The sequence below is a fragment of the Mangrovimonas futianensis genome (assembly GCF_021245805.1).
In the GTDB taxonomy this organism is placed as follows: domain Bacteria; phylum Bacteroidota; class Bacteroidia; order Flavobacteriales; family Flavobacteriaceae; genus Mangrovimonas; species Mangrovimonas futianensis.
The window spans coordinates 192356-213181 of the sequence record NZ_JAJJNF010000007.1 but is presented as its reverse complement, the minus strand read 5'-3'; the positions used below and the strand labels follow the sequence as shown (position 1 = coordinate 213181).

Annotated in this window: 19 protein-coding genes; 14 read left to right on the top strand and 5 right to left on the bottom strand. The window is 38.6% G+C overall.

The window, feature by feature from the left end; translation table 11 throughout:
• From ilvN to argH, 13 genes are all read left to right on the top strand, one after another.
• Nucleotides 1-531 carry an acetolactate synthase small subunit gene (gene ilvN, locus LOK78_RS13200; protein ID WP_053970345.1) on the top strand — a complete coding sequence of 177 codons (531 nt, stop codon included), beginning with the start codon at nt 1-3 and terminating at the stop codon, nt 529-531.
• A gap of 10 nt (nt 532-541) precedes the next feature.
• Nucleotides 542-2044, top strand: a complete 1503-nt coding sequence (gene ilvC / locus LOK78_RS13195) for a ketol-acid reductoisomerase (protein ID WP_232395195.1) — start codon at nt 542-544, stop codon at nt 2042-2044.
• 48 nt (nt 2045-2092) lie between these two features.
• Nucleotides 2093-3355 carry a threonine ammonia-lyase IlvA gene (ilvA, locus tag LOK78_RS13190; protein WP_232395197.1) on the top strand — a complete coding sequence of 421 codons (1263 nt, stop codon included), beginning with the start codon at nt 2093-2095 and terminating at the stop codon, nt 3353-3355.
• A gap of 73 nt (nt 3356-3428) precedes the next feature.
• Nucleotides 3429-5024 carry an NADP-dependent glyceraldehyde-3-phosphate dehydrogenase gene (locus LOK78_RS13185; RefSeq protein ID WP_232635211.1) on the top strand — a complete coding sequence of 532 codons (1596 nt, stop codon included), beginning with the start codon at nt 3429-3431 and terminating at the stop codon, nt 5022-5024.
• A gap of 341 nt (nt 5025-5365) precedes the next feature.
• Nucleotides 5366-5998, top strand: a complete 633-nt coding sequence (locus LOK78_RS13180) for a GNAT family N-acetyltransferase (RefSeq protein ID WP_166960837.1) — start codon at nt 5366-5368, stop codon at nt 5996-5998.
• Nucleotides 5988-7178, top strand: a complete 1191-nt coding sequence (locus LOK78_RS13175; protein WP_232635210.1) for an argininosuccinate synthase — start codon at nt 5988-5990, stop codon at nt 7176-7178. Before LOK78_RS13180 ends, LOK78_RS13175 begins: the two co-directional genes overlap by 11 nt.
• Nucleotides 7175-8155 (top strand): N-acetyl-gamma-glutamyl-phosphate reductase, encoded by a 981-nt coding sequence (gene argC, locus LOK78_RS13170; protein ID WP_232635209.1) that lies wholly within the window; start codon nt 7175-7177, stop codon nt 8153-8155. The genes LOK78_RS13175 and argC overlap by 4 nt, the downstream gene beginning before the upstream one ends.
• A gap of 10 nt (nt 8156-8165) precedes the next feature.
• Complete coding sequence (proC, locus tag LOK78_RS13165) at nt 8166-8966, top strand: pyrroline-5-carboxylate reductase (RefSeq protein WP_053970338.1); 801 nt, start codon at nt 8166-8168, stop codon at nt 8964-8966.
• Nucleotides 8963-10087 (top strand): aspartate aminotransferase family protein, encoded by a 1125-nt coding sequence (locus tag LOK78_RS13160; RefSeq protein WP_232635208.1) that lies wholly within the window; start codon nt 8963-8965, stop codon nt 10085-10087. Before proC ends, LOK78_RS13160 begins: the two co-directional genes overlap by 4 nt.
• Complete coding sequence (locus LOK78_RS13155; RefSeq protein WP_232635207.1) at nt 10088-11023, top strand: Rossmann-fold NAD(P)-binding domain-containing protein; 936 nt, start codon at nt 10088-10090, stop codon at nt 11021-11023. It begins immediately after the preceding gene.
• 26 nt (nt 11024-11049) lie between these two features.
• Nucleotides 11050-11832: an acetylglutamate kinase gene (gene argB, locus LOK78_RS13150; RefSeq protein ID WP_232635206.1), complete on the top strand. Its 783-nt coding sequence runs from the start codon at nt 11050-11052 to the stop codon at nt 11830-11832.
• Nucleotides 11829-12890, top strand: coding sequence for a M20 family metallo-hydrolase (locus tag LOK78_RS13145; RefSeq protein WP_232635205.1), 1062 nt, complete (start codon nt 11829-11831; stop codon nt 12888-12890). The genes argB and LOK78_RS13145 overlap by 4 nt, the downstream gene beginning before the upstream one ends.
• Before the next feature lie 87 nt (nt 12891-12977).
• Complete coding sequence (argH, locus tag LOK78_RS13140) at nt 12978-14252, top strand: argininosuccinate lyase (RefSeq protein ID WP_232635204.1); 1275 nt, start codon at nt 12978-12980, stop codon at nt 14250-14252.
• 4 nt (nt 14253-14256) lie between these two features.
• Here the strand turns inward: argH and ppgK are convergent, their stop codons facing one another.
• A complete protein-coding gene (gene ppgK / locus LOK78_RS13135) occupies nt 14257-15009 on the bottom strand; it encodes a polyphosphate--glucose phosphotransferase (RefSeq protein ID WP_053970332.1) in 753 nt (250 codons plus the stop codon).
• Nucleotides 15010-15179: 170 nt separating this feature from the next.
• Here ppgK and LOK78_RS13130 point away from each other — a divergent pair, with 170 nt between their 5' ends.
• Nucleotides 15180-16196, top strand: coding sequence for an LLM class flavin-dependent oxidoreductase (locus LOK78_RS13130; RefSeq protein WP_232635203.1), 1017 nt, complete (start codon nt 15180-15182; stop codon nt 16194-16196).
• 63 nt (nt 16197-16259) lie between these two features.
• On the opposite strand, the gene leuB is transcribed toward LOK78_RS13130, so the two are convergent.
• From leuB to LOK78_RS13110, 4 genes are all read right to left on the bottom strand, one after another.
• The gene (gene leuB, locus LOK78_RS13125; RefSeq protein ID WP_232395216.1) at nt 16260-17378 is read right to left on the bottom strand and encodes a 3-isopropylmalate dehydrogenase; all 1119 of its coding nucleotides are present in this window, start codon (nt 17376-17378) and stop codon (nt 16260-16262) included.
• 135 nt (nt 17379-17513) lie between these two features.
• Nucleotides 17514-18098 (bottom strand): 3-isopropylmalate dehydratase small subunit, encoded by a 585-nt coding sequence (leuD, locus tag LOK78_RS13120; RefSeq protein ID WP_232395218.1) that lies wholly within the window; start codon nt 18096-18098, stop codon nt 17514-17516.
• Nucleotides 18099-19505 carry a 3-isopropylmalate dehydratase large subunit gene (gene leuC / locus LOK78_RS13115; protein ID WP_232635202.1) on the bottom strand — a complete coding sequence of 469 codons (1407 nt, stop codon included), beginning with the start codon at nt 19503-19505 and terminating at the stop codon, nt 18099-18101.
• 1 nt (nt 19506) lies between these two features.
• Nucleotides 19507-20682 carry a 2-isopropylmalate synthase gene (locus tag LOK78_RS13110; RefSeq protein WP_053970327.1) on the bottom strand — a complete coding sequence of 392 codons (1176 nt, stop codon included), beginning with the start codon at nt 20680-20682 and terminating at the stop codon, nt 19507-19509.
• Between the last annotated feature and the right edge of the window lie 144 nt (nt 20683-20826).

Here is a 20826-nt window from a genome sequence, read left to right as displayed (position 1 = left end):
ATGGATACAGAAAAAGAATTATATACCGTTTCTATCTACACCGAAAACAACGTGGGTTTGCTCAATCGCATTTCGGCAATTTTCCAACGTAGAAAAATCAATATAGAAAGTATTGCCTCTTCAGCTTCCGAAATACATGGGGTGTTCAGGTGGACCATTGTTGTGGTGGTTACCGAAGAGCAAATCAAGAAAATTATTGGCCAGATAGAGAAGCAGGTTGAAGTCATTAAGGCTTACTACCACAGGGATGAAGATATCATTTATCAAGAGTCTTGTTTGTTTAAAATCAAATCAGACTTACTATTTGATGAGCCACAGATTCAAAATATTATTAAAGAAGGCAATGTCAATATCGTGACGGTGAACAAGGTCTTTTTCGTTTTGGAAAAGTCTGGAAGACGTCATGAAATCAATGAATTGTATAATGAACTAAGTCCGTTTGGAATTATGCAATTTGTCCGTTCTGGAAGGATTGCTGTCACCAAACAGGAAATGAAAATATCAGAAATGCTAGTAGCATTCAACAACTAAAACAAAAACCATGTCAAATTATTTTAACACACTCTCACTACGAGAACAATTAGCACAATTAGGAAAATGTCGGTTTATGGCTGCTTCTGAATTTGAAGATGGCGTAGAAGCATTAAAAGGAAAGAAAATTGTCATCATAGGATGTGGTGCACAAGGATTAAATCAAGGGTTAAACATGAGAGATTCTGGTTTGGATATTTCTTATGCGTTGCGTGAAGCTGCTATTAAGGAAAAGCGTCAATCCTATTTGCAAGCCACTGAGAATGATTTCACTGTTGGAACTTATGACGAATTGATTCCATCTGCAGATGTGGTACTCAATTTAACACCAGACAAACAACATAGTAATGTGGTGAAGGCGGTCATGCCGCTTATGAAAGAAGGAGCGACTTTGTCTTATTCCCACGGATTTAATATTGTAGAAGAAGGAACCAAAATCAGGGAAGATTTAACAGTGATTATGGTCGCGCCTAAATGCCCAGGAACGGAGGTTCGTGAGGAATACCTTCGCGGATTTGGAGTGCCAACCTTGATTGCGGTTCATCCAGAAAATGACCCTGAAGGTAAAGGATTATCTCAAGCAAAGGCATATGCTGTAGCCACAGGAGGACACCGTGCCGGGGTTTTGGAATCATCATTTGTTGCTGAGGTGAAAAGTGATTTAATGGGTGAGCAAACCATCCTATGTGGAGTCCTGCAAACAGGATCTATTTTGTGTTTTGACAGAATGGTAGAAGAAGGTGTTGAACCAGAATATGCTGCTAAATTGATTCAGTATGGTTGGGAAACAATTACCGAAGCCTTAAAGCATGGTGGAATAACCAATATGATGGATCGCCTATCCAATCCTGCAAAAATTGAAGCTTTCAAGCTTTCCGAAGAATTGAAAGTATTGATGACACCATTGTTCCAAAAGCATATGGATGATATCATTTCAGGTCACTTCTCGCAAACCATGATGGAAGATTGGGCCAATGATGATGTCAATCTGTTGACATGGCGAGCAGCCACAGCTGAAACAGCTTTTGAAAAAACGCCTCTTACTTCTGAAACTATTTCAGAACAGGAATATTTTGACCACGGCACCTTAATGGTTGCGATGGTTAAAGCCGGTGTGGAGTTGGCTTATGAAACAATGATAAGTTCTGGAATCATAGAAGATTCTGCTTATTATGAATCCTTACATGAACTACCATTGATTGCAAACACCATTGCGCGTAAAAAACTTTATGAAATGAATCGAGTCATTTCAGATACCGCAGAATACGGGTGTTATCTATTTGATCATGCCGCAAAACCTTTATTGAAGGATTTTATGACTACAGTTGATGCTTCTGTCATTGGCAAAACTTTTGCCACGTCTAATGACGTTGATAATGTGGAGCTGATCCAAGTGAATGAAGCGATTCGCTCTCATTCTATTGAGACAGTAGGTAAACGACTTAGAGCTGCCATGACGGCCATGAAAAAGATTAAAATTACCGAACCAGAAGAAGAGGCCGTATTATCATAATTTTGAAATCTAAATAGCCTCAAGATTCTTGAGGCTATTCTTTTTACTATGGAAACAACCACAACTTATTTTCCCACATTACAAGCAGTTCAAGAAGCTGCTCAGAAATTAAAATCGGTAGTAAACCACACACCGTTGACTTCAAATATTCACTATTCCCGAAAGTTTGATGGTCATATATTATTTAAAAGGGAAGATTTGCAGTTGGTTCGTTCCTATAAAATTAGGGGCGCGTATAATAAAATGTCCTCTTTGACTCCTGAGGAAATAAGTAATGGAGTGGTTTGTGCAAGTGCGGGTAATCACGCACAGGGAGTAGCCTTATCCTGCAGGTTGTTGAAAATTCCAGGAACCATTTTCATGCCTACGCCCACACCCATGCAAAAGATCGAACAGGTAAAAATGTTTGGTGAAGAATTCATAGAAGTGGTTTTGGAAGGAGATACGTTTGACGATTCTTATCATGCTGCCATGAAGGAACAAAAACAGTCGAATAAAACCTTTATTCATCCATTCAATGACGAAAAAGTAATCGAAGGTCAAGCCACCATCGCTTTGGAATTGTTAAGTCAAACAGAAACCCCAATCGACTATGTGTTTGTACCTGTTGGAGGTGGCGGTTTGGCTTCTGGTTTGTCAACCATATTCAAGGAGATGTCTCCCGAAACCAAAATCATTGGCGTAGAACCTGAGGGGGCGCCTTCCATGTTAACTTCGTTAAAAAATAATCAAGTAACAGAACTGGATGATATTGAGAATTTCGTTGATGGAGCAGCTGTAAAAAGGGTAGGAGAGAAGACATTTGCCATATGCAGACAAACCTTGGATGACATGATAATGGTTCCAGAAGGTAAAATTTGTCAAACCATACTGGATTTATATAATAAAGAAGCTATTGTAGTAGAGCCTGCTGGCGCATTGAGTATTGCAGCTTTAGATTTTTATGCCGATAAACTAAAAGGTAAAAATGTGGTTTGTGTTGTAAGCGGAAGCAATAATGATATCACACGCACCGCCGAAATCAAGGAACGTGCTCTTTTGTATTCCAATCTTAAGCATTATTTCATTGTGAAGTTCCCGCAACGTGCAGGGGCATTAAAAGAATTTGTTGTTGAAATTTTAGGACCTAATGATGATATTACCCATTTTGAGTATACCAAAAAATCAAATAGGGATAATGGTTCGGCTGTAGTGGGAATCGAATTAAAAACACCCGACGATTTACAACCGTTGATAACGAAAATGAAGCAACACAATTTCTATGGGGATTATTTAAATAACAAACCAGACTTATTTCAGTTTTTGGTTTAGTTTAACCTTAAGGTAACCAAATTACTAAGAGCTTTATTGTATCTTTAAGGTGAACTTTAAAGTTTTTAGTTTTATGTTAAGTTCCACCTACGTAGAAATTCCAGAAGAATTTCAAATTAAAAATGGGATCAATCAGAATACCTATTTAATCAATGGAGAATTAATTGAATGGAAAGGAGAAACTTCCGATGTTTATTCTACCATTTCTTCAACTGAAGATTATAAACCCACCTTTTTAGGAACCATTCCAACTCTCACTGAAAAAGAGGCCTTGGAAGCTTTGGATGCGGCATGTAATGCCTATGACAAGGGACAAGGATTGTGGCCAACCATGAAAGTGGCAGATCGCATTGCCTGTATGGAAAAGTTTGTAGAGCAAATGAAAACCAAACGGGAAGAAGTTGTGAAATTATTGATGTGGGAAATTGGTAAAAACCTTCCAGATTCTGAAAAAGAATTTGATAGAACTGTAGAGTATATCTACGATACCATTGAAGAATACAAGCAACTGGATCGTGACAGTGCCAAATTCTCAAAACACGATGGGGTGTATGCCCACATCCGTCGAGGTCCTTTAGGGGTTGTATTGTGTTTGGGGCCCTATAATTACCCATTGAATGAAACGTTCGCCCTTCTCATTCCAGCTATAATTATGGGTAACACCTGTATTTTTAAACCGGCGAAACATGGTGTTTTATTATTGACTCCCTTGTTGGAGGCATTCAAAAATAGCTTCCCAAAAGGCGCTGTAAACATTTTGTACGGAAGAGGTCGTGTGGTGGCATCGCCAATTATGCAATCAGGGAAGGTAGATGTTTTGGCATTAATTGGAAACAGTAAATCGGCCAATGCATTAATGGATCAACATCCCAAACAGAATAGATTACGATTGGTATTGGGCTTGGAGGCTAAAAACCCTACTATCGTGTTACCAGACGCCAACCTAGATTTGGCTATAGACGAGTGTATTGCGGGAACCTTGTCATTTAATGGGCAACGGTGTACTGCTTTGAAAATTCTTTATGTTCATGAAGATATTTTGGAGGAATTTAATAGCCGTTTTTCCAAGAAAGTGGATGGTTTGAAATTTGGGAATCCGTGGGAGCAAGGAGCTAAATTGACGCCGCTTCCAGAACCTGAAAAGCCAGCATATATTCAAGAACTAATTGATGATGCTATTTCAAAAGGCGCCAAGGTTCTTAACGAAAAAGGCGGAGAAACATCAGAAAATTATATTTTTCCTGCGGTGCTATTTCCAGTAACCAAAGACATGCGTGTGTATCAAGAGGAACAATTCGGACCTGTGATACCAATAGTACCATTTAAGGATATTGAACAGCCATTGGATGAGATGGCAGAATCCAATTACGGACAGCAAGTGAGTTTGTTTGGTAACGATATTAAAACCTTGGCACCGTTAATTGATACCTTGGTAAACTTGGTGTGTCGTGTGAACTTAAACAGTTCTTGCCAACGTGGACCAGATGTATATCCTTTCACTGGTAGAAAGGATTCAGCTAAAGGAACCCTTAGTGTCCATGATGCCTTAAGGTCATTTTCCATTAGAACTTTTGTGGCAACAAAGGATACCGAATATAACAAGGAGATTTTGAATAATTTATTGGATGCAAATGCGTCAAATTTTGTGAGCACGGACTATATTTTGTAAAAATTTAGTTAATCGGTATAAGCGATTTCAAATAATTTATATATTTGTTGCATGTTTAAACCAGAAAATAATATACGTCCGTCACAACCCAGTTTGCTGATTAGCAAACGCCGACGCTATTGCTAATCTTCTTTTTGCAATTGTATAACGTATATTATTTTAATCTTGAAACATATTTTCCAAATAACATTTTTAATAAAATTAGCAGTTGATTTCGGTCAACCGTTGACTCCTTTCCGTTTGTATCGCCGCCCGTAAGGGTGTATGCTTTCTATGGAACTTAGGTGAGTCCGGTTCTTTTCTTCCAAAATCAAATTAACCTTAATCTTATTTTTTGAACAATGAAAATTGTTATTGCAGACAAATCTCATGCGGTTTACGCATCTCTTATTTCTGATACCATCGCTGAATCGGCTAAGGTACGAGGAACTGGTATAGCGAAGCGCACTCCTGAATATATCATTACCAAAATGGAAAATGGCAATGCTGTTATAGCCTTGGACGGAGATAAATTTGTTGGGTTTTGCTATATCGAGGCTTGGAGCCACGGCAAATTTGTAGCAAATTCCGGATTGATTGTACATCCTGATTATAGAGGAGCTGGTGTGGCCAAACAAATCAAACATAAAATTTTTGAGCACTCTAGAAAGAAATATCCAGATGCCAAAGTTTTTAGTATCACTACAGGTCTGGCTGTTATGAAAATGAATACCGAATTGGGATATCGCCCCGTTCCGTTTTCAGAATTAACAGATGACCCAACCTTTTGGAAAGGATGCCAAACCTGTAAAAACTATGATGTTTTACAACGTACCGAGCAAAAAATGTGTTTGTGTACAGGAATGTTATACAATCCAGAAATAGAAAAAAAAGGAGGGAAAATAAACGTGAAGCCTGTCAAAGAAAAAGTGTTTAAAAGGCTGAAGCAAATTAAAGAAACCTTGTATTTAAAGAAAGAAAAAAATGAAAAGTAAAGTGGTTTTGGCCTATAGCGGAGGCTTAGATACATCCTATTGTGCCGTTCACCTAAGTAAGGATTTAGACTATGAAGTCCATGCCGTTAGTGTCAATACAGGTGGATTTACGATAGAAGAAATCCAAACGATCGAATCGAAAGCTTATAGAATGGGTGTTGCTTCCTATGTGAATGTGGACGCCATCCATACCTTTTATGAAAAGGTTGTTAAGTATCTCATTTTTGGAAATGTGTTGAAAAATAACACCTATCCCTTATCGGTGAGTGCAGAACGTATTATTCAAGCTATTGAAATTGTTGAATACGCCAAGTCTATAGGTGCCAAATATATTGCTCATGGAAGCACAGGAGCAGGAAATGATCAAGTTCGTTTTGATATGATTTTCCAAACACTGGCTCCAGAAATTGAGATTATTACCCCTATTAGAGATAAAAAATTAAGCAGAGAAGCGGAAATTGATTATCTCATTGCAAACGGCGTAGATATGTCATGGGACAAGGCAAGATATTCAATCAATAAGGGCCTTTGGGGGACGAGTGTTGGTGGTTCTGAAACATTGACTTCCGATAAACCACTGCCAGGTTCTGCTTATCCATCTCAACTGCAGAAGGAGGGAGAGGAGAAGGTGGTTTTGACTTTTGAAAAAGGAGAGTTGACTGCCTTGAACGGTGAAGTAAATCTTCCAGAAAAGAATATAGAATTGCTTCAAAATCTTGCTTCTCCATTTGCTATTGGTAGAGATGTGCATGTTGGAGATACCATTGTTGGTATTAAAGGAAGGGTAGGATTTGAAGCCTCGGCTGCATTAATTATTGTGAAAGCGCATCATTTATTGGAAAAGCACACCTTAACCAAATGGCAATTGCAACATAAAGAATATTTGTCCAGTTTCTACGGCATGCATTTACATGAGGGACAATATTTAGACCCCGTCATGAGAAACATTGAGGCGTTTTTGAAGAGCAGTCAGGAGATGGTTTCTGGTGATGTAACCGTGTCCCTTAAGCCTTATCATTTTTCTTTGGATGGTATTGCTTCGGATCATGATCTGATGAATGCCAAATTTGGAAGCTATGGTGAAATGAATAAAGGATGGACAGCTGACGAAGCAAAGGGCTTTATAAAAATACTAGGAAATCAAAATAGAATCTATCACCAAGTAAATTCAGAATCATGATACAAAAAGTAGGAATTGTTGGTGGAGCGGGCTATACGGCTGGTGAATTAATCAGGTTGTTGATGCATCACTCCCAAACAAAAATCGACTTTGTTTATAGTACGTCAAACGCTGGAAACCCCATAGGAAAAGTGCATCAAGATTTAATGGGAGCAGTAGATTTAAAGTTTACTGATGCTATTAATCCAGATGTAGATGTGTTGTTCCTCTGTTTGGGACATGGAAATTCCAAGGCTTTTTTAGAGAGTAATTCGTTTTCAAGCACCACGAAAATTATTGACTTAAGTAATGATTTTAGGTTGGAAGCAGATAAGGTCTTTCAAGGAAATACATTTACTTATGGTTTGCCAGAACTGAATAGGGACGCCATTAAATTGTCCAACTATATTGCAAATCCAGGGTGTTTTGCTACAGCCATTCAATTGGCATTGTTGCCTTTGGCTCAGGCCAATTTTTTAAAGGGTGATGTACATGTGAATGCCGTGACGGGAGCGACGGGAGCAGGAACTTCCCTTTCAGAAACGACTCACTTTACTTGGCGAGACAATAATTTTTCTTATTACAAGCCTTTTACACACCAACATTTGGGAGAAATAAATCAATCCTTGAAACAGCTTCAAAGTGACTTTTCTAAGGAAGTGTTCTTCATGCCCAACCGAGGGAACTTCTCAAGAGGGATTTTTGCAACGGCATATATGCCTTTTTCTGGATCTTTGAAAGATGCTCAGGAATTGTATCAAAATTATTACAGGAATGCTGCTTTTACCTTTGTGTGTGATGAGCCTCTGCATTTGAAACAGGTGGTCAATACCAATAAATGTTTGTTGCATCTTCACAAGCATCAAGAAACTTTACTGGTTACTAGTGTTATTGACAATTTACTTAAAGGTGCCTCAGGGCAAGCGGTACAGAATATGAACTTAATGTGTGGCTTTTTTGAAGACGAAGGATTAAAACTGAAAGCCAACTATTTTTAAACGATTCAATATGAAAATTGCTATTATAGGAACTGGAAATTTAGGACGATCAATCGCCAAAGGATTAATCACCAACAATGCCATTACAACTCTTGTTTTAACTAAGAGACACCCCGAAGCTCTTTCAGAATTTGAAGGTTACAAAGGTGTTTCTATTACGCAGGATAATGTGGCTGCGGTAAAAGAATCTGATATTTTGATTTTTGCCGTCCAGCCATCACATTTTGAAGCCATTTTAAAAGATGTTGCTCCTTTTTTAACCGAAAAACATGTCATAATTTCAACAATCACGGGTTATACTATTCCAAAAATAGAAGCAATTGTAGGTGCAGAGCAATATATTATTCGGGCAATGCCCAATACGGCAATTGCTGTAGGTAAGTCCATGACCTGTTTATGTAGCAATGTGATGGGAGCTAAGAGAATCAAAGTAGCTGAAGCCATTTTCAATAGACTGGGTCACACTTTGGAGATTCCTGAGAGCCAGATGCAGGCTGCAACAGTAGTGTGCGCCAGTGGTATTGCTTTTTGGATGCGTCTCATAAGGGCTACAACCCAAGCTGCCATCCAATTAGGGTTTGACTCTAATGAAGCTCAAGAATTAGCCATGTATACTTGTGAAGGAGCTGCGAGTTTGTTAATCAATACAGGCAATCATCCTGAAGAGGAAATTGACAAGGTGACAACTCCTAAAGGTTGTACCATAGAAGGACTCAATGAGATGGAGCACAAAGGATTGAGCTCTTCTTTAATTCAAGGTATGGTAGCTTCATTTCAAAAAATCAGTAACATTAAAAAAGAGCAAATATGAGTTTGTTTGATGTTTACCCTCTGTTTGATATAACACCTGTAAAGGCAAAGGATGTCTATGTATATGATGATCAAGGTCAGGAGTATTTGGATTTGTATGGTGGGCATGCTGTTATTTCCATAGGTCATTCCCATCCCCAATATGTTGAAGCGATTTCAGACCAAGTGGGTAAATTGGGTTTTTATAGTAATGCAATCCAAAATCCGCTGCAAGAGGCTTTGGCGCAACAATTGGCGCAAATTTCAGGTTGTACCGATTACCAGTTGTTTTTATGTAATTCGGGTGCTGAAGCCAATGAAAATGCGCTGAAATTAGCCTCATTTGTGACAGGGAAATCGAAAGTGCTGGCCTTTAAAAATTCCTTTCACGGAAGAACCTCTGCAGCCGTTGCAGCAACGGATAACCCAAAAATTGTGGCGCCATTAAATGGGCAGCATCAAGTTGATTTTGTTGCCTTGGGCGATTTGCAAGGTGTTGATGCTATATTAAAGGCAGGTCAAACCTGTGCTGTGATTGTGGAAGTTATTCAAGGTGTAGGAGGATTGGATGAAAGTACCACAGAATTTTACCAGGGCTTAGCAGAATTATGCAAAACATATGGCGTTTTATTTATAGCAGATGAGGTGCAATCGGGTTTCGGTAGAACAGGTGGCTTTTTTGCGTTCCAAAAACATAAAATTGAGCCCGATATCATTTCCCTTGCCAAAGGGATGGGAAATGGATTTCCTATCGGAGGGATTTTAATCCATCCAGATATTAAGGCTGTTTATGGTATGTTGGGTACGACATTTGGAGGGAATCATTTGGCTTGTTCTGCATCTTTATCTGTTTTGAAAGTCATGGTTGATGAAGACTTAATGGCGAATGCTATGGAAGTCTCTGCTTATTTCTTGGAGAAAACCAAAGAGCTTCCAGGGTTGAAACAAGTGAAAGGACGCGGATTGATGTTAGGTTTGGAATTTGATTTCAAGGTGGGAGATTTGAGAAAGAAACTCATCCATCAACATCACATATTCACAGGAAGTGCCAACAATCCAAACTTGATAAGAATTTTACCTCCATTGACGGTAAAAAAATCACATATCGATCAATTTTTTAATGCCTTGAAAGCGGAATTATAAATGAAGAAGTACACGGAAATACAGGATATTCCCAATATTCAAGATGCGATTAAGGAAGCCATTTTATTAAAAATGGATCCATTTGAGTATAAAGAATTGGGTAAAAATAAAACCCTGGTCATGTTGTTTTTCAATGCCAGTCTTAGAACCAGATTAAGTACGGAAAAGGCGGCAAAGAATTTAGGGATGGATGTGATGTCATTAAATGTGAATGAGGCTTGGCAGCTTGAATTTGATGATGGAACCATTATGGATGCCAACACTTCAGAGCATGTTAAAGAAGCGGCACAAGTGATTTCCCAATATGCCGATGTGATTGCAGTGAGAGCATTTCCAAGCTTAAAAGACAAGGCCAAAGATCAATCCGAATATATTTTAAAAAGTTTTGAGAAGTATGCCACGGTACCCATTGTCAATATGGAAAGTGCTATAGCGCATCCATTGCAAGCTTTGGCCGATGCGATTACCATTACAGAACTAACAGAAAAGAAAGTTCCAAAGGTGGTGTTGTCTTGGGCGCCGCATCCGAAGGCGTTACCCCAAGCAGTGGCCAATTCGTTTGCAAGTATGATGCAAGAAATGGACGTGGAGTTTGTAATCACCCATCCTGAAGGGTATGAGTTGGATCCTGAAATAACCAAAGATGTCCCAATTGTTTATGATCAAAAGGAGGCCATGAAGAATGCAGATTTCGTTTACGTGAAGAACTGGAGTAATTTCAAGGATTATGGTCAGGTTTTAAATTCAGACCCAAGCTGGATGATGACCCAAGAAAAATTAGGTCAGGCCAAATTCATGCACTGCTTGCCAGTGAGAAGAAATGTGGTAGTAGAAGACGCAGTGCTTGATAGTGAGCAATCGGTGGTTATAAAACAAGCGAACAATAGAACGTTTGCTGCCCAAGTGGTGCTTAAAAATATTTTGGAGAATTTATAAAATGAAAGTAATTAAAATGTGTGCCAATGAGTAAAGAACCGCTTCAAATTATAAAAATTGGAGGTAATATTATCAATAATCAAGAGGCTTTAGCCGAATTTTTATTGGCCTTTTCCAAAATAGAAGGTAAGAAAATTTTAGTTCATGGAGGAGGAAAGCGAGCCACAGAATTGGCAGCCAAGTTGGGTGTAGAGGCAAAAATGGTTGATGGTCGTCGAATTACAGACCAATCCAATTTGGAGATTGTTACTATGGTTTATGCTGGGTTGTTGAATAAGAATATAACTGCCCAATTACAATCGTTTGGATCAAATGCGATTGGTTTGTCTGGAGCCGATGCCAATGTCATTAGGTCCCATAAAAGGGAAGTGAAATATCTGGATTATGGATTTGCAGGCGATGTCGATGAAATTAATGAGGGACAGATTGCACTATTACTCGAAAATAATTTGGTACCCGTATTTTGTGCCATTACCCATAATAAGATGGGACAGCTTTTAAATACCAATGCAGATACGATTGCTTCGGAATTGGCCATAGCTATGTCTTTAAAATATGAGGTGTCATTGATTTATATTTTTGAGAAAAATGGCGTGTTACGTTCTATTGAAGATGATCAGTCCGTAATTGAACAAATCAATTTGGGAACTTATAAAGAATTGGTGTCTGAAGGGGTCATTTCAGAAGGGATGTTACCCAAAGTACACAATTGTTTTGAAGGACTAAAAAAAGGCGTTTCTAAAGTGATTATAGGAAACCCAACCATAATTTCAAACACAAATCAAAAATTTACAACCTTGGTTTTATGATAGAACAGCTTACACAGGAAGCCATCGAGTTGTTAAAACAACTTATAGAAACGCCATCTTTCTCATCGGAGGAAGATGGAACAGCGCACCATATTGAAAATTGGTTTACCGATCATAAAATTCCTTTCAATAGAACCAACCACAATGTTTGGGCCATCAATAAGTATTTTGATGCTTCCAAACCGACTTTGTTGCTCAATTCCCATCATGATACGGTTAAACCCAATAACGGTTATACTAAGGATCCGTTTAAAGCTCTCGTTGAAGATGGAAAATTATTTGGTTTAGGAAGCAATGATGCTGGGGGGTGTTTGGTGTCATTGATTGCAACGTTCACCTATTTTTATGAAAAAAGGGATTTAACTTATAACTTGGTAATTGTGGCATCAGCAGAGGAAGAGAGTAGTGGGGATAAAGGATTGAACAGTATGCTTCCCATTATTCCTAAAATTGATGTAGCCATAGTAGGAGAACCTACTTTAATGAATTTGGCAGTAGCCGAAAAGGGCTTGGTTGTGTTTGATGCCGTGGTAAAAGGAACACCCAGTCATGCCGCCCACCCGAATGATGATAATGCCATTTATAATACCATTAAGGTATTAGAATGGTTCCGAGATTTTAAATTTGAGAAAGTATCTGAAACTTTGGGAGAGGTCAAGCTGACCGTTTCCCAAATCCATGGAGGAAAACAACATAATGCCATTCCTGCCAATGTGGATTTGGTCATAGATTGTCGGGTGAATGATCAATACTCCAATCAAGAGGTAGCAGAGATATTAATGAAGAAGGCCCCTGTAGATAGCTTGATTCCGAGAAGTTTGAGGTTGAATTCGTCATCTATTCCTGTGTCTCATCCATTGGTGCAAGCTGGTATTGAGATGGGAAGAACAACCTATGGTTCCCCAACTTTATCCGACCAGGCAGTCTTATCTTGTCCCTCATTAAAACTGGGGCCTGGGGATAGTACAAGGTCACATTCTGCAGATGAATTTATTCACTTGGAGGAAATAGAGGAAGGGATAAAGATTTATATTGAATTATTAAAGAAAGTATTTTAAATGAACCAATAATCAAGATTGCAGAACCACTATTTTTAAGTCGAGGTTCTAGAAGCGAAGCGGTCTTGATTCTAATATCTATAAAAAATGAAACTTTGGGATAAGGGGATTTCTATCGATAAAAAAATAGAGCAGTTTACAGTTGGTAATGATCGTGAGATCGATATGTTTATCGCCAGATATGACATTCAGGCCTCTTTGGCTCATGCACAGATGTTGAAGGAAGTGGAAATTCTTTCCGAAGGTGAGTTGAAACAATTGGAAGAAGGTCTTAAAATGTTATCAGAGCAACTGGAAAATGGGACGTTTGCTATTGAAGACCAATTTGAAGATGTGCATTCCAAGATTGAATTTGAATTGACCAAGGCTTATGGAGATGTTGGTAAAAAAATCCATACGGCTAGATCTAGAAATGATCAAGTTTTGGTAGCCCTTCAGTTGTATTACAAAGAAAACTTAAAAGAGATTCTCGGTAAGTCAAAAGTTCTTTTTGAAACACTTTTGGACTTGGCAGACGCTTATAAAGATAGGTTACTTCCTGGGTACACCCATCTGCAGGTTGCTATGCCATCGTCTTTTGGGTTGTGGTTTTCCGCTTATGCCGAGATGTTGGTAGACGACGTTTATTTATTGCAAGCAGCCTTAAAAACAGTCGATCAGAATGCATTGGGTTCTGCTGCCGGTTATGGAAGTTCGTTTACTATAGACAGAGAGTTTACTAGGAAAGCTTTAGGGTTTACATCCATGAAATATAATGTTGTGGCAGCACAAATGAGCCGTGGAAAGGCGGAACGAACTTTGTCTATGGCTATATCAAGTTTGACAAATACGCTAGCCAGATTCTCGATGGACATTTGTTTGTATATGAGCCAAAACTTTGGTTTCATTTCCTTTCCAGATGAATTAACCACAGGAAGTAGTATCATGCCCCATAAAAAGAATCCAGATGTTTTTGAGCTAATTCGTGGCAAGAGTAATAAACTTCAAAGTTTACCTATGGAAATGACCTTGATCACTAATAATTTGCCGAGTGGGTATCATCGGGATTACCAATTGCTGAAGGAAAATATGATAGGAGCGATAGAAGATACAAAGGACCTGTTAGATATTTTTAATTATGCCATTAAGCAGATTCAAGTGAAGGAAATTGATTTAAATGATCCCAAATATCAGTATCTCTTTACAGTGGATAATATCAATACTCTGGTCGAGTCGGGGATGAGTTTTAGAGATGCTTATAAAAAAATTGGGGCTGAAGTACAAGATGGTACCTATGTGCCCGATATGTCAAAACAGCATGTGCATGTTGGGAGCATGGGGAACCTCAGGTTAGATAAAATTAGGGCGAAATTTCCTGAGTAGGTTCCTAATATGATTTTGGGATTTTGTGAGTGGCTGCACAGGCAGCACCAATGATTCCGGCATGGTTGCCAAGATGGGCTGGGGCTACGGGTGTTTCTATTTTAATATACTTTTTGAATTTGTCAAAATCATCAGAGGTGCCACCACCTAAAATGATAAAATCAGGACAAATAATAGTGTCTACTAATTCTAAAAAGGTATTAAAGCGCTTACCCCATTTTTTAAAGCTGAGGTTCTTTTTTTCTTTGACCGAATTGGCGGCCCATTGTTCTATTTTTTTGTATTTCTTATATGGGATTTGGCCCAATTCAAAATTGGGTATTAATTTTCCATCATAGAAGGCACCACTGCCCAAACCGGTTCCAATGGTAATAGTGACAACCAATCCTGATTTTCCTTGCCCTATACCATAGTTCATAACGGCATATCCAGCAGCATCGGCGTCATTGATAACGGTTACTGATTGCTTACAGGCTTTAGAGAATAATTCTTCGACATTGACATGGTCCCATTCATCATGTAAATTTCCTGAGGCTTTACAAATTCCATGCTTGATTATGCTAGGGAAACCACAACCAATGGGGCCCGAATAATCAAAATGAGCCACAATATCCTTAAATACTTCAGCCATGGCTTCTGGAGTTCTCGATTTGGGCGTAGGAATACGAAATCGTTCTGTGATTAGTTCCCCTGTTATGGTATTTACTATGGCACCTTTCATACCACTTCCTCCAATGTCGATTCCTAAAATTTGCATACAAGTGTTTTTGATGATATTGTAAATTTAAACATTATCAACGGAACCATTCAAAAACTGATTCATGCATTTTCAAATTAAACGATGTAGACTATGCTGTGATCCTTTAATTTCTAACATAATATTAAGACCATTCCGTATTCATTTTAATAATTTCACGTCATATAAAAATGATTAGAGAATTGAGTGAAGTAAAATACTCCATGCTAGAATTAGCCTTTGTAAATGAAGGCAGCCAAGTCAAAGAAACTTTCGCCAATACGTTGGAGTTGGCCCAATTGGTAGAATCTTTGGGATATCATCGATTTTGGTTGGCAGAACATCATAATTCCATCAATATAGCTAGTTCTGCTACTTCTATTTTGATAGGTTATATTGCTGAAAACACCAAAAGTATTCGGGTCGGCTCGGGAGGAATTATGTTGCCTAACCATTCCCCACTCATTGTAGCTGAACAGTTTGGGACCCTTGGAACGTTATATCCCGATAGAATAGATTTGGGATTGGGACGTGCGCCGGGTACCGATGCCGATACGGCCAATGCGATTAGGTCAGATAGAATGCAGGCCACCATAAGGTTTCCTGATGAGGTGGCTGATATCCAGCAGTATTTTTCACTTGACAATGTTCAAAATAAGGTCCGTGCCACAGTTGCAGAGGGCGTTCAAGTTCCTATTTATATTTTGGGATCCAGTACGGATAGTGCCAAACTAGCTGCTAGATTGGGGCTGCCCTATGCTTTTGCTAGTCATTTCGCAACGGCTCACTTTCATGAGGCACTCCAAATTTACAGACATGATTTTACACCTTCTCAATTTTTATCCCAGCCTTATGTGATTGCTGGCGTGAATGTTATTGCTGCAGATACATTGGAAAAGGCTGAGATGATGTTTACATCGCCTATAAGAATGGTGATGAACCTATTTATGGGGAAACGGGAGTATTTAACACCTCCCACCCAAATGACTTCGGAATTAAAAAGTATTTTGATGAACCCATCAGTTCAACAGATGTTGCGTTTTTCAGTGGTAGGTGATAAAAAGAAGGTGAAGGAAGAGACTGAAAAATTCTTAGCGGAAAACAAGGTAGATGAATTGATGGTAGTGACCAATACCTTTGATCCTCAAGACAGGAGGCGTTCTTATCAGTTGTTTTCAGAAATCATGAATGAAATCAATGGAATTTAATAGAAGCTAAAAAGCACCCCAGAGAGGTGCTTTTAAACTATTAATCATTCATTTAGGGAGGACTTAAATAATGGTAGACTGACCCAAATGTAAGTTTTGAAAATTGATGTTGGAATCTTGAGGGTTATTAATATAATCCTCAATGAAATCTCCAACTTTACTTGTGGTAATATTTTCAGAATCCGGATTTAAATCTGGAGTCGTGATGTTTAATTGTAAGGACTTTTCGACGGCCTTTCTGATTAATTCGGCCTCTTGATAAAGTTCAAAATGATCTAACAACATAGCTGCTGATAAAATAGAGGCTACAGGGTTGGCAATTCCTTTTCCAGTCGCCTGTGGATATGAGCCGTGAATGGGTTCAAATAAGGCATGTTTGTCACCTACAGAAGCTGATGCCAATAAACCAATACTTCCACCTATTACGCTGGCCTCATCACTAATAATATCACCAAACATATTCTCTGTTAAGATGACATCGAATTGTTTCGGATTTAAGATCATTTGCATTGCTGCGTTGTCTACAAATAAGAAATCCAATTCCACATCTGGATAGGACTCGGCAACTTGTTTTACAACTTTTCTCCATAAGCGCGATGTTTCCAATACATTCGCTTTATCAACAAGTGTTAACTTGCTCCTGCGAGCTTGAGCCGCTTTGAATGCCAGATGGGAAATTCGCTCTATTTCTTCTTTGGAATATTCACATAAGTCAGAAGCCCAAGTGCCTTCCTCATTTTGCTTTTTCTCCCCAAAGTAAATACCTCCTGTCAGTTCCCTATAGATGCTGATGTCGGTTCCTTGAATGTTCTCTTTTTTCAAGGGAGACTTATCCAAAAGCATATCATAGGCTTTTACCGGACGAATATTGGCGTATAAACCCAATTCTTTTCTTAGTTTCAATAACCCTTGTTCTGGGCGAACTTTAGCATTGGGATCATTATCATATTTAGGGTCTCCAATAGATCCAAATAAAACGGCATCACTTGTTTTGCATAAATCAAGGGTGCTGTCCGGTAGTGGATTTCCAGTTTCATCTATGGCAATAGCTCCAACTGGAGCCGATGAGAAAAGGAAGGTGTGATCAAATTCTACAGCTATAGCTTTCAATACTTTGATGGCTTGATCGGTCACTTCGGGACCAATGCCATCTCCTGATAAAACAGCAATATTCAGTTTCATGAGTGTTTTTTGTTCGTTGTTGTTTTGGACGTTTCCCTTCGGGTCGCGTTTTTCGTTATATCTTTTGTTTCATGTTCTCGCTTTGCTCGACATCAACAAAAGGATGCCACTGCAACCGCTAACGCAAAAAGCCACCTAAAGGGCGGCCTCAAATTGTTCTATTTCTTTCTTTTTGCTCAGTAAATAATCAATGTCATCATAACCATTGATCATACAGGTCTTTTTGTATGGGTCAATATCAAAAGATTCCTTCAAATCTGTATGCGCCACAAATATGGTCTGGTTTTCTAAATTTACAGTGATCTGAGTGTCAGGTTTTGCTTGGATTAAATCTAAAACCTGCTTTAAAAATGGTGGTGATACCTGTACGGGTAGCAAACCATTGTTTAAGGCATTTCCTTTAAAAATGTCTGCAAAAAAACTGGAAACAATCACTTTAAAGCCGTATCCAACCAAGGCCCAAGCAGCATGTTCCCTGCTAGATCCACAACCAAAATTGTCCCCTGCAACTAAAATACTTCCAGAAAACTTAGGGTCGTTGAGTACAAAATCTTTGTTAGGGTTTCCTTCTTTATCAAAACGCCAATCCCGAAAGGCATTATCGCCAAATCCTTGTTTGTCCGTGGCTTTTAGAAAGCGGGCAGGGATGATTTGATCGGTATCAATATTTTCGATATCTAATGGGATGGCTGTACTATGTAATGTGGTGAATTTTTCCATTTAAATCAATTCTTCTTCATAACTGTGTTCCAATAATTTGGTAACATCTACAATTTTACCTGCTACAGCGGTCGCCGCCGCTACTAAGGGACTTGCTAAAATGGTTCTTGCGCCTTGTCCCTGTCTTCCTTCAAAATTTCTATTCGAAGTTGATACACAGTATTCTCCCTGCGGTATTTTATCATCATTCATGGCAAGACAGGCAGAACATCCAGGTTGTCGCAATTCAAATCCAGCGGCTTCAAAAATGTCTTTCAGTCCTTCAGCTTCAATTTGGGATTCTACTTGCTTACTTCCTGGTACCAACCAGGCTGTTACATTATCAGCTTTTTGTTTTCCTTTTATAAACTGGGCTGCAACTCTAAAATCTTCAATTCTGGAATTGGTACAACTGCCTATAAATACATAATTGATAGGTTTGTTCAGCATATATTCACCTTTTTTGAAATCCATGTATTGCAAGGATTTTTCAAAAGAGGCATCGTTTAATTCTGGTATACGGGCATTGATTTTAATTCCCATTCCAGGATTGGTTCCATAGGTAACCATAGGTTCTATATCAGCTGCATCAAAGGTGTATTCTTTGTCAAAAACGGCATCCTCATCTGACGGTAGGGTTTTCCAATAGGCTACTTTTTTATCAAATTCATCACCTTTTGGAGCAAATTCCCTTCCTTTTACATAATCAAAAGTGGTTTGGTCTGGTGCAATCATACCGCCTCGAGCACCCATTTCAATACTCATGTTACAGACGGTCATTCTTCCTTCCATGCTCATGTCTTCAAAAACATCGCCTGCATATTCACAGAAGTATCCAGTTCCTGCATTGGTTCCTATTTTGGAAATAATATACAGAATGACATCCTTAGGAAGAACGCCATTTTTTAGTTTCCCATTAACGCTCACTCTCAAACTTTTCGGTTTAGTCAAAAGCAAACATTGGCTTGCAAAAACTTGAGCTACCTGGCTTGTTCCAATTCCAAAGGCAATACTTCCAAAGGCACCATGTGTGGAAGTGTGACTATCTCCACAAACCATGGTCATTCCAGGTTGGGTAATCCCAAGTTCAGGTGCCATCACATGAACAATTCCATTATATGGATGGCCAAGACCGTATAAAGTGATACCGTTTTTCTCACAATTTTCAGCCAGTTGTTTTAACTGGTTTCTTGACAGTTCATCCCTAACTGGTAAATGTTGATTTACTGTTGGGGTATTATGGTCTGCAGTAGCAACAATTTGATCTGGTCTAAAAATGGGAATGTTTCGTTCCTCAAGTTCCTTAAAGGCTTGCGGACTAGTAACTTCGTGAATTAAATGTTTGTCTATATATAATACCTGAGGTCCGTTATCAATGGAGTCGACAACGTGAGCATCCCATACTTTATCGAATAAGGTCTTTCCCATACTAGGCTGAAATTATTTGTCTATAAATGGCACTGCTCTCAATTATTTGATGGATGTCATCATCACAAACTTCTTTTTTCTTATCGGCATAATTTAAGAATGAAGCATAAATTTCATCCAATTGAAGCTTGGTAAGTTCATAACCTATGTTCTTGGCACGGTAAGCCAAAGCAGCTCTTCCGCTTCTAGCTGTCAGGACTATGGCTGATTCTGTTACACCTACATCCCTAGGGTCAATAATCTCATAAGTTTCACGATTTTTAATGACGCCATCTTGATGGATTCCCGAGCTATGAGCAAAGGCATTGCTACCTACAATAGCTTTATTGGGTTGCGTGTAAACACCCATTTGTTCCTGAACCAGTTGGCTGATTCCGTATAATTCTTTAGTGCGTATTCCAGTGTCTAAATTAAGATAAGGATGTTGTTTCAATATCATGACTACTTCTTCCAAAGCTGTGTTTCCAGCTCTTTCACCCACACCATTAATGGTACATTCAATTTGACGTGCCCCATTAATAACTCCTTCAATGGAATTGGCTGTGGCCAATCCAAGATCGTTATGGCAATGACAAGATAAAATGGCTTTTTCTATGCCCTTGACATTCTCTCTTAAATATTTGATTTTGGCTCCGTATTCACTTGGTAAGCAATATCCTGTAGTATCTGGGATATTTAAAACGGTGGCTCCTGCTTCAATAGCTTTTTCACATACCCGTGCTAAAAACTCATTATCTGTTCTACCGGCATCTTCAGCATAAAATTCGACGTCTTCTACAAAGGATTTGGCATAGGCCACTGCTTTGAATGCGCGTTCAATAACAGCTTCTCGAGTGGAGTTAAACTTGAATTTAATATGCGAATCAGAAGTGCCAATACCTGTATGGATTCTTGGTTTGGCAGCAGATTTCAAAGCTTCAGCTGCTACCTTAATATCGTTTTCAACTGCTCGTGTGAGTCCACAAACGGTGGCATTTTTTACAATTTTTCCAATGGCTTGTACCGCATCAAAATCTCCCGGACTTGAAACAGGAAACCCTGCCTCAATCACATCTACACCCAAAAAGTCCAAACGTTCAGCAATAATAAGTTTTTGTTCTTTGTTTAATTTGCATCCCGGAACTTGTTCTCCATCTCTTAATGTGGTGTCAAAAATTTGTACTTTCTCTTTAGACATTTAAAAAATAAATTTTTGTATTGTTATACGAATTTATAATTTGGATTAAGAAATGGTTATGAAAGGGCAGGAGTCGTTACGATGTTCAAATGAAAAAAAATATAATAAACAGCTTAAAATCAATAATTTAAAATCTTAATTATT

What these genes read in the sequence shown, in the direction of transcription:
- LOK78_RS13155 (WP_232635207.1), top strand. Translation starts at nt 10,088, where the DNA reads ATGAAGAAGTACACGGAAATACAGGATATTCCCAATATTCAAGATGCG.
- LOK78_RS13110 (WP_053970327.1), bottom strand. Translation starts at nt 20,682, where the DNA reads ATGTCTAAAGAGAAAGTACAAATTTTTGACACCACATTAAGAGATGGA.
- argB (WP_232635206.1), top strand. Translation starts at nt 11,050, where the DNA reads ATGAGTAAAGAACCGCTTCAAATTATAAAAATTGGAGGTAATATTATC.
- leuC (WP_232635202.1), bottom strand. Translation starts at nt 19,505, where the DNA reads ATGGGAAAGACCTTATTCGATAAAGTATGGGATGCTCACGTTGTCGAC.
- LOK78_RS13185 (WP_232635211.1), top strand. Translation starts at nt 3,429, where the DNA reads ATGTTAAGTTCCACCTACGTAGAAATTCCAGAAGAATTTCAAATTAAA.
- leuB (WP_232395216.1), bottom strand. Translation starts at nt 17,378, where the DNA reads ATGAAACTGAATATTGCTGTTTTATCAGGAGATGGCATTGGTCCCGAA.
- proC (WP_053970338.1), top strand. Translation starts at nt 8,166, where the DNA reads ATGAAAATTGCTATTATAGGAACTGGAAATTTAGGACGATCAATCGCC.
- LOK78_RS13130 (WP_232635203.1), top strand. Translation starts at nt 15,180, where the DNA reads ATGATTAGAGAATTGAGTGAAGTAAAATACTCCATGCTAGAATTAGCC.
- ilvC (WP_232395195.1), top strand. Translation starts at nt 542, where the DNA reads ATGTCAAATTATTTTAACACACTCTCACTACGAGAACAATTAGCACAA.
- argC (WP_232635209.1), top strand. Translation starts at nt 7,175, where the DNA reads ATGATACAAAAAGTAGGAATTGTTGGTGGAGCGGGCTATACGGCTGGT.
- ppgK (WP_053970332.1), bottom strand. Translation starts at nt 15,009, where the DNA reads ATGCAAATTTTAGGAATCGACATTGGAGGAAGTGGTATGAAAGGTGCC.
- LOK78_RS13180 (WP_166960837.1), top strand. Translation starts at nt 5,366, where the DNA reads ATGAAAATTGTTATTGCAGACAAATCTCATGCGGTTTACGCATCTCTT.
- LOK78_RS13160 (WP_232635208.1), top strand. Translation starts at nt 8,963, where the DNA reads ATGAGTTTGTTTGATGTTTACCCTCTGTTTGATATAACACCTGTAAAG.
- ilvN (WP_053970345.1), top strand. Translation starts at nt 1, where the DNA reads ATGGATACAGAAAAAGAATTATATACCGTTTCTATCTACACCGAAAAC.
- ilvA (WP_232395197.1), top strand. Translation starts at nt 2,093, where the DNA reads ATGGAAACAACCACAACTTATTTTCCCACATTACAAGCAGTTCAAGAA.
- LOK78_RS13175 (WP_232635210.1), top strand. Translation starts at nt 5,988, where the DNA reads ATGAAAAGTAAAGTGGTTTTGGCCTATAGCGGAGGCTTAGATACATCC.
- argH (WP_232635204.1), top strand. Translation starts at nt 12,978, where the DNA reads ATGAAACTTTGGGATAAGGGGATTTCTATCGATAAAAAAATAGAGCAG.
- leuD (WP_232395218.1), bottom strand. Translation starts at nt 18,098, where the DNA reads ATGGAAAAATTCACCACATTACATAGTACAGCCATCCCATTAGATATC.
- LOK78_RS13145 (WP_232635205.1), top strand. Translation starts at nt 11,829, where the DNA reads ATGATAGAACAGCTTACACAGGAAGCCATCGAGTTGTTAAAACAACTT.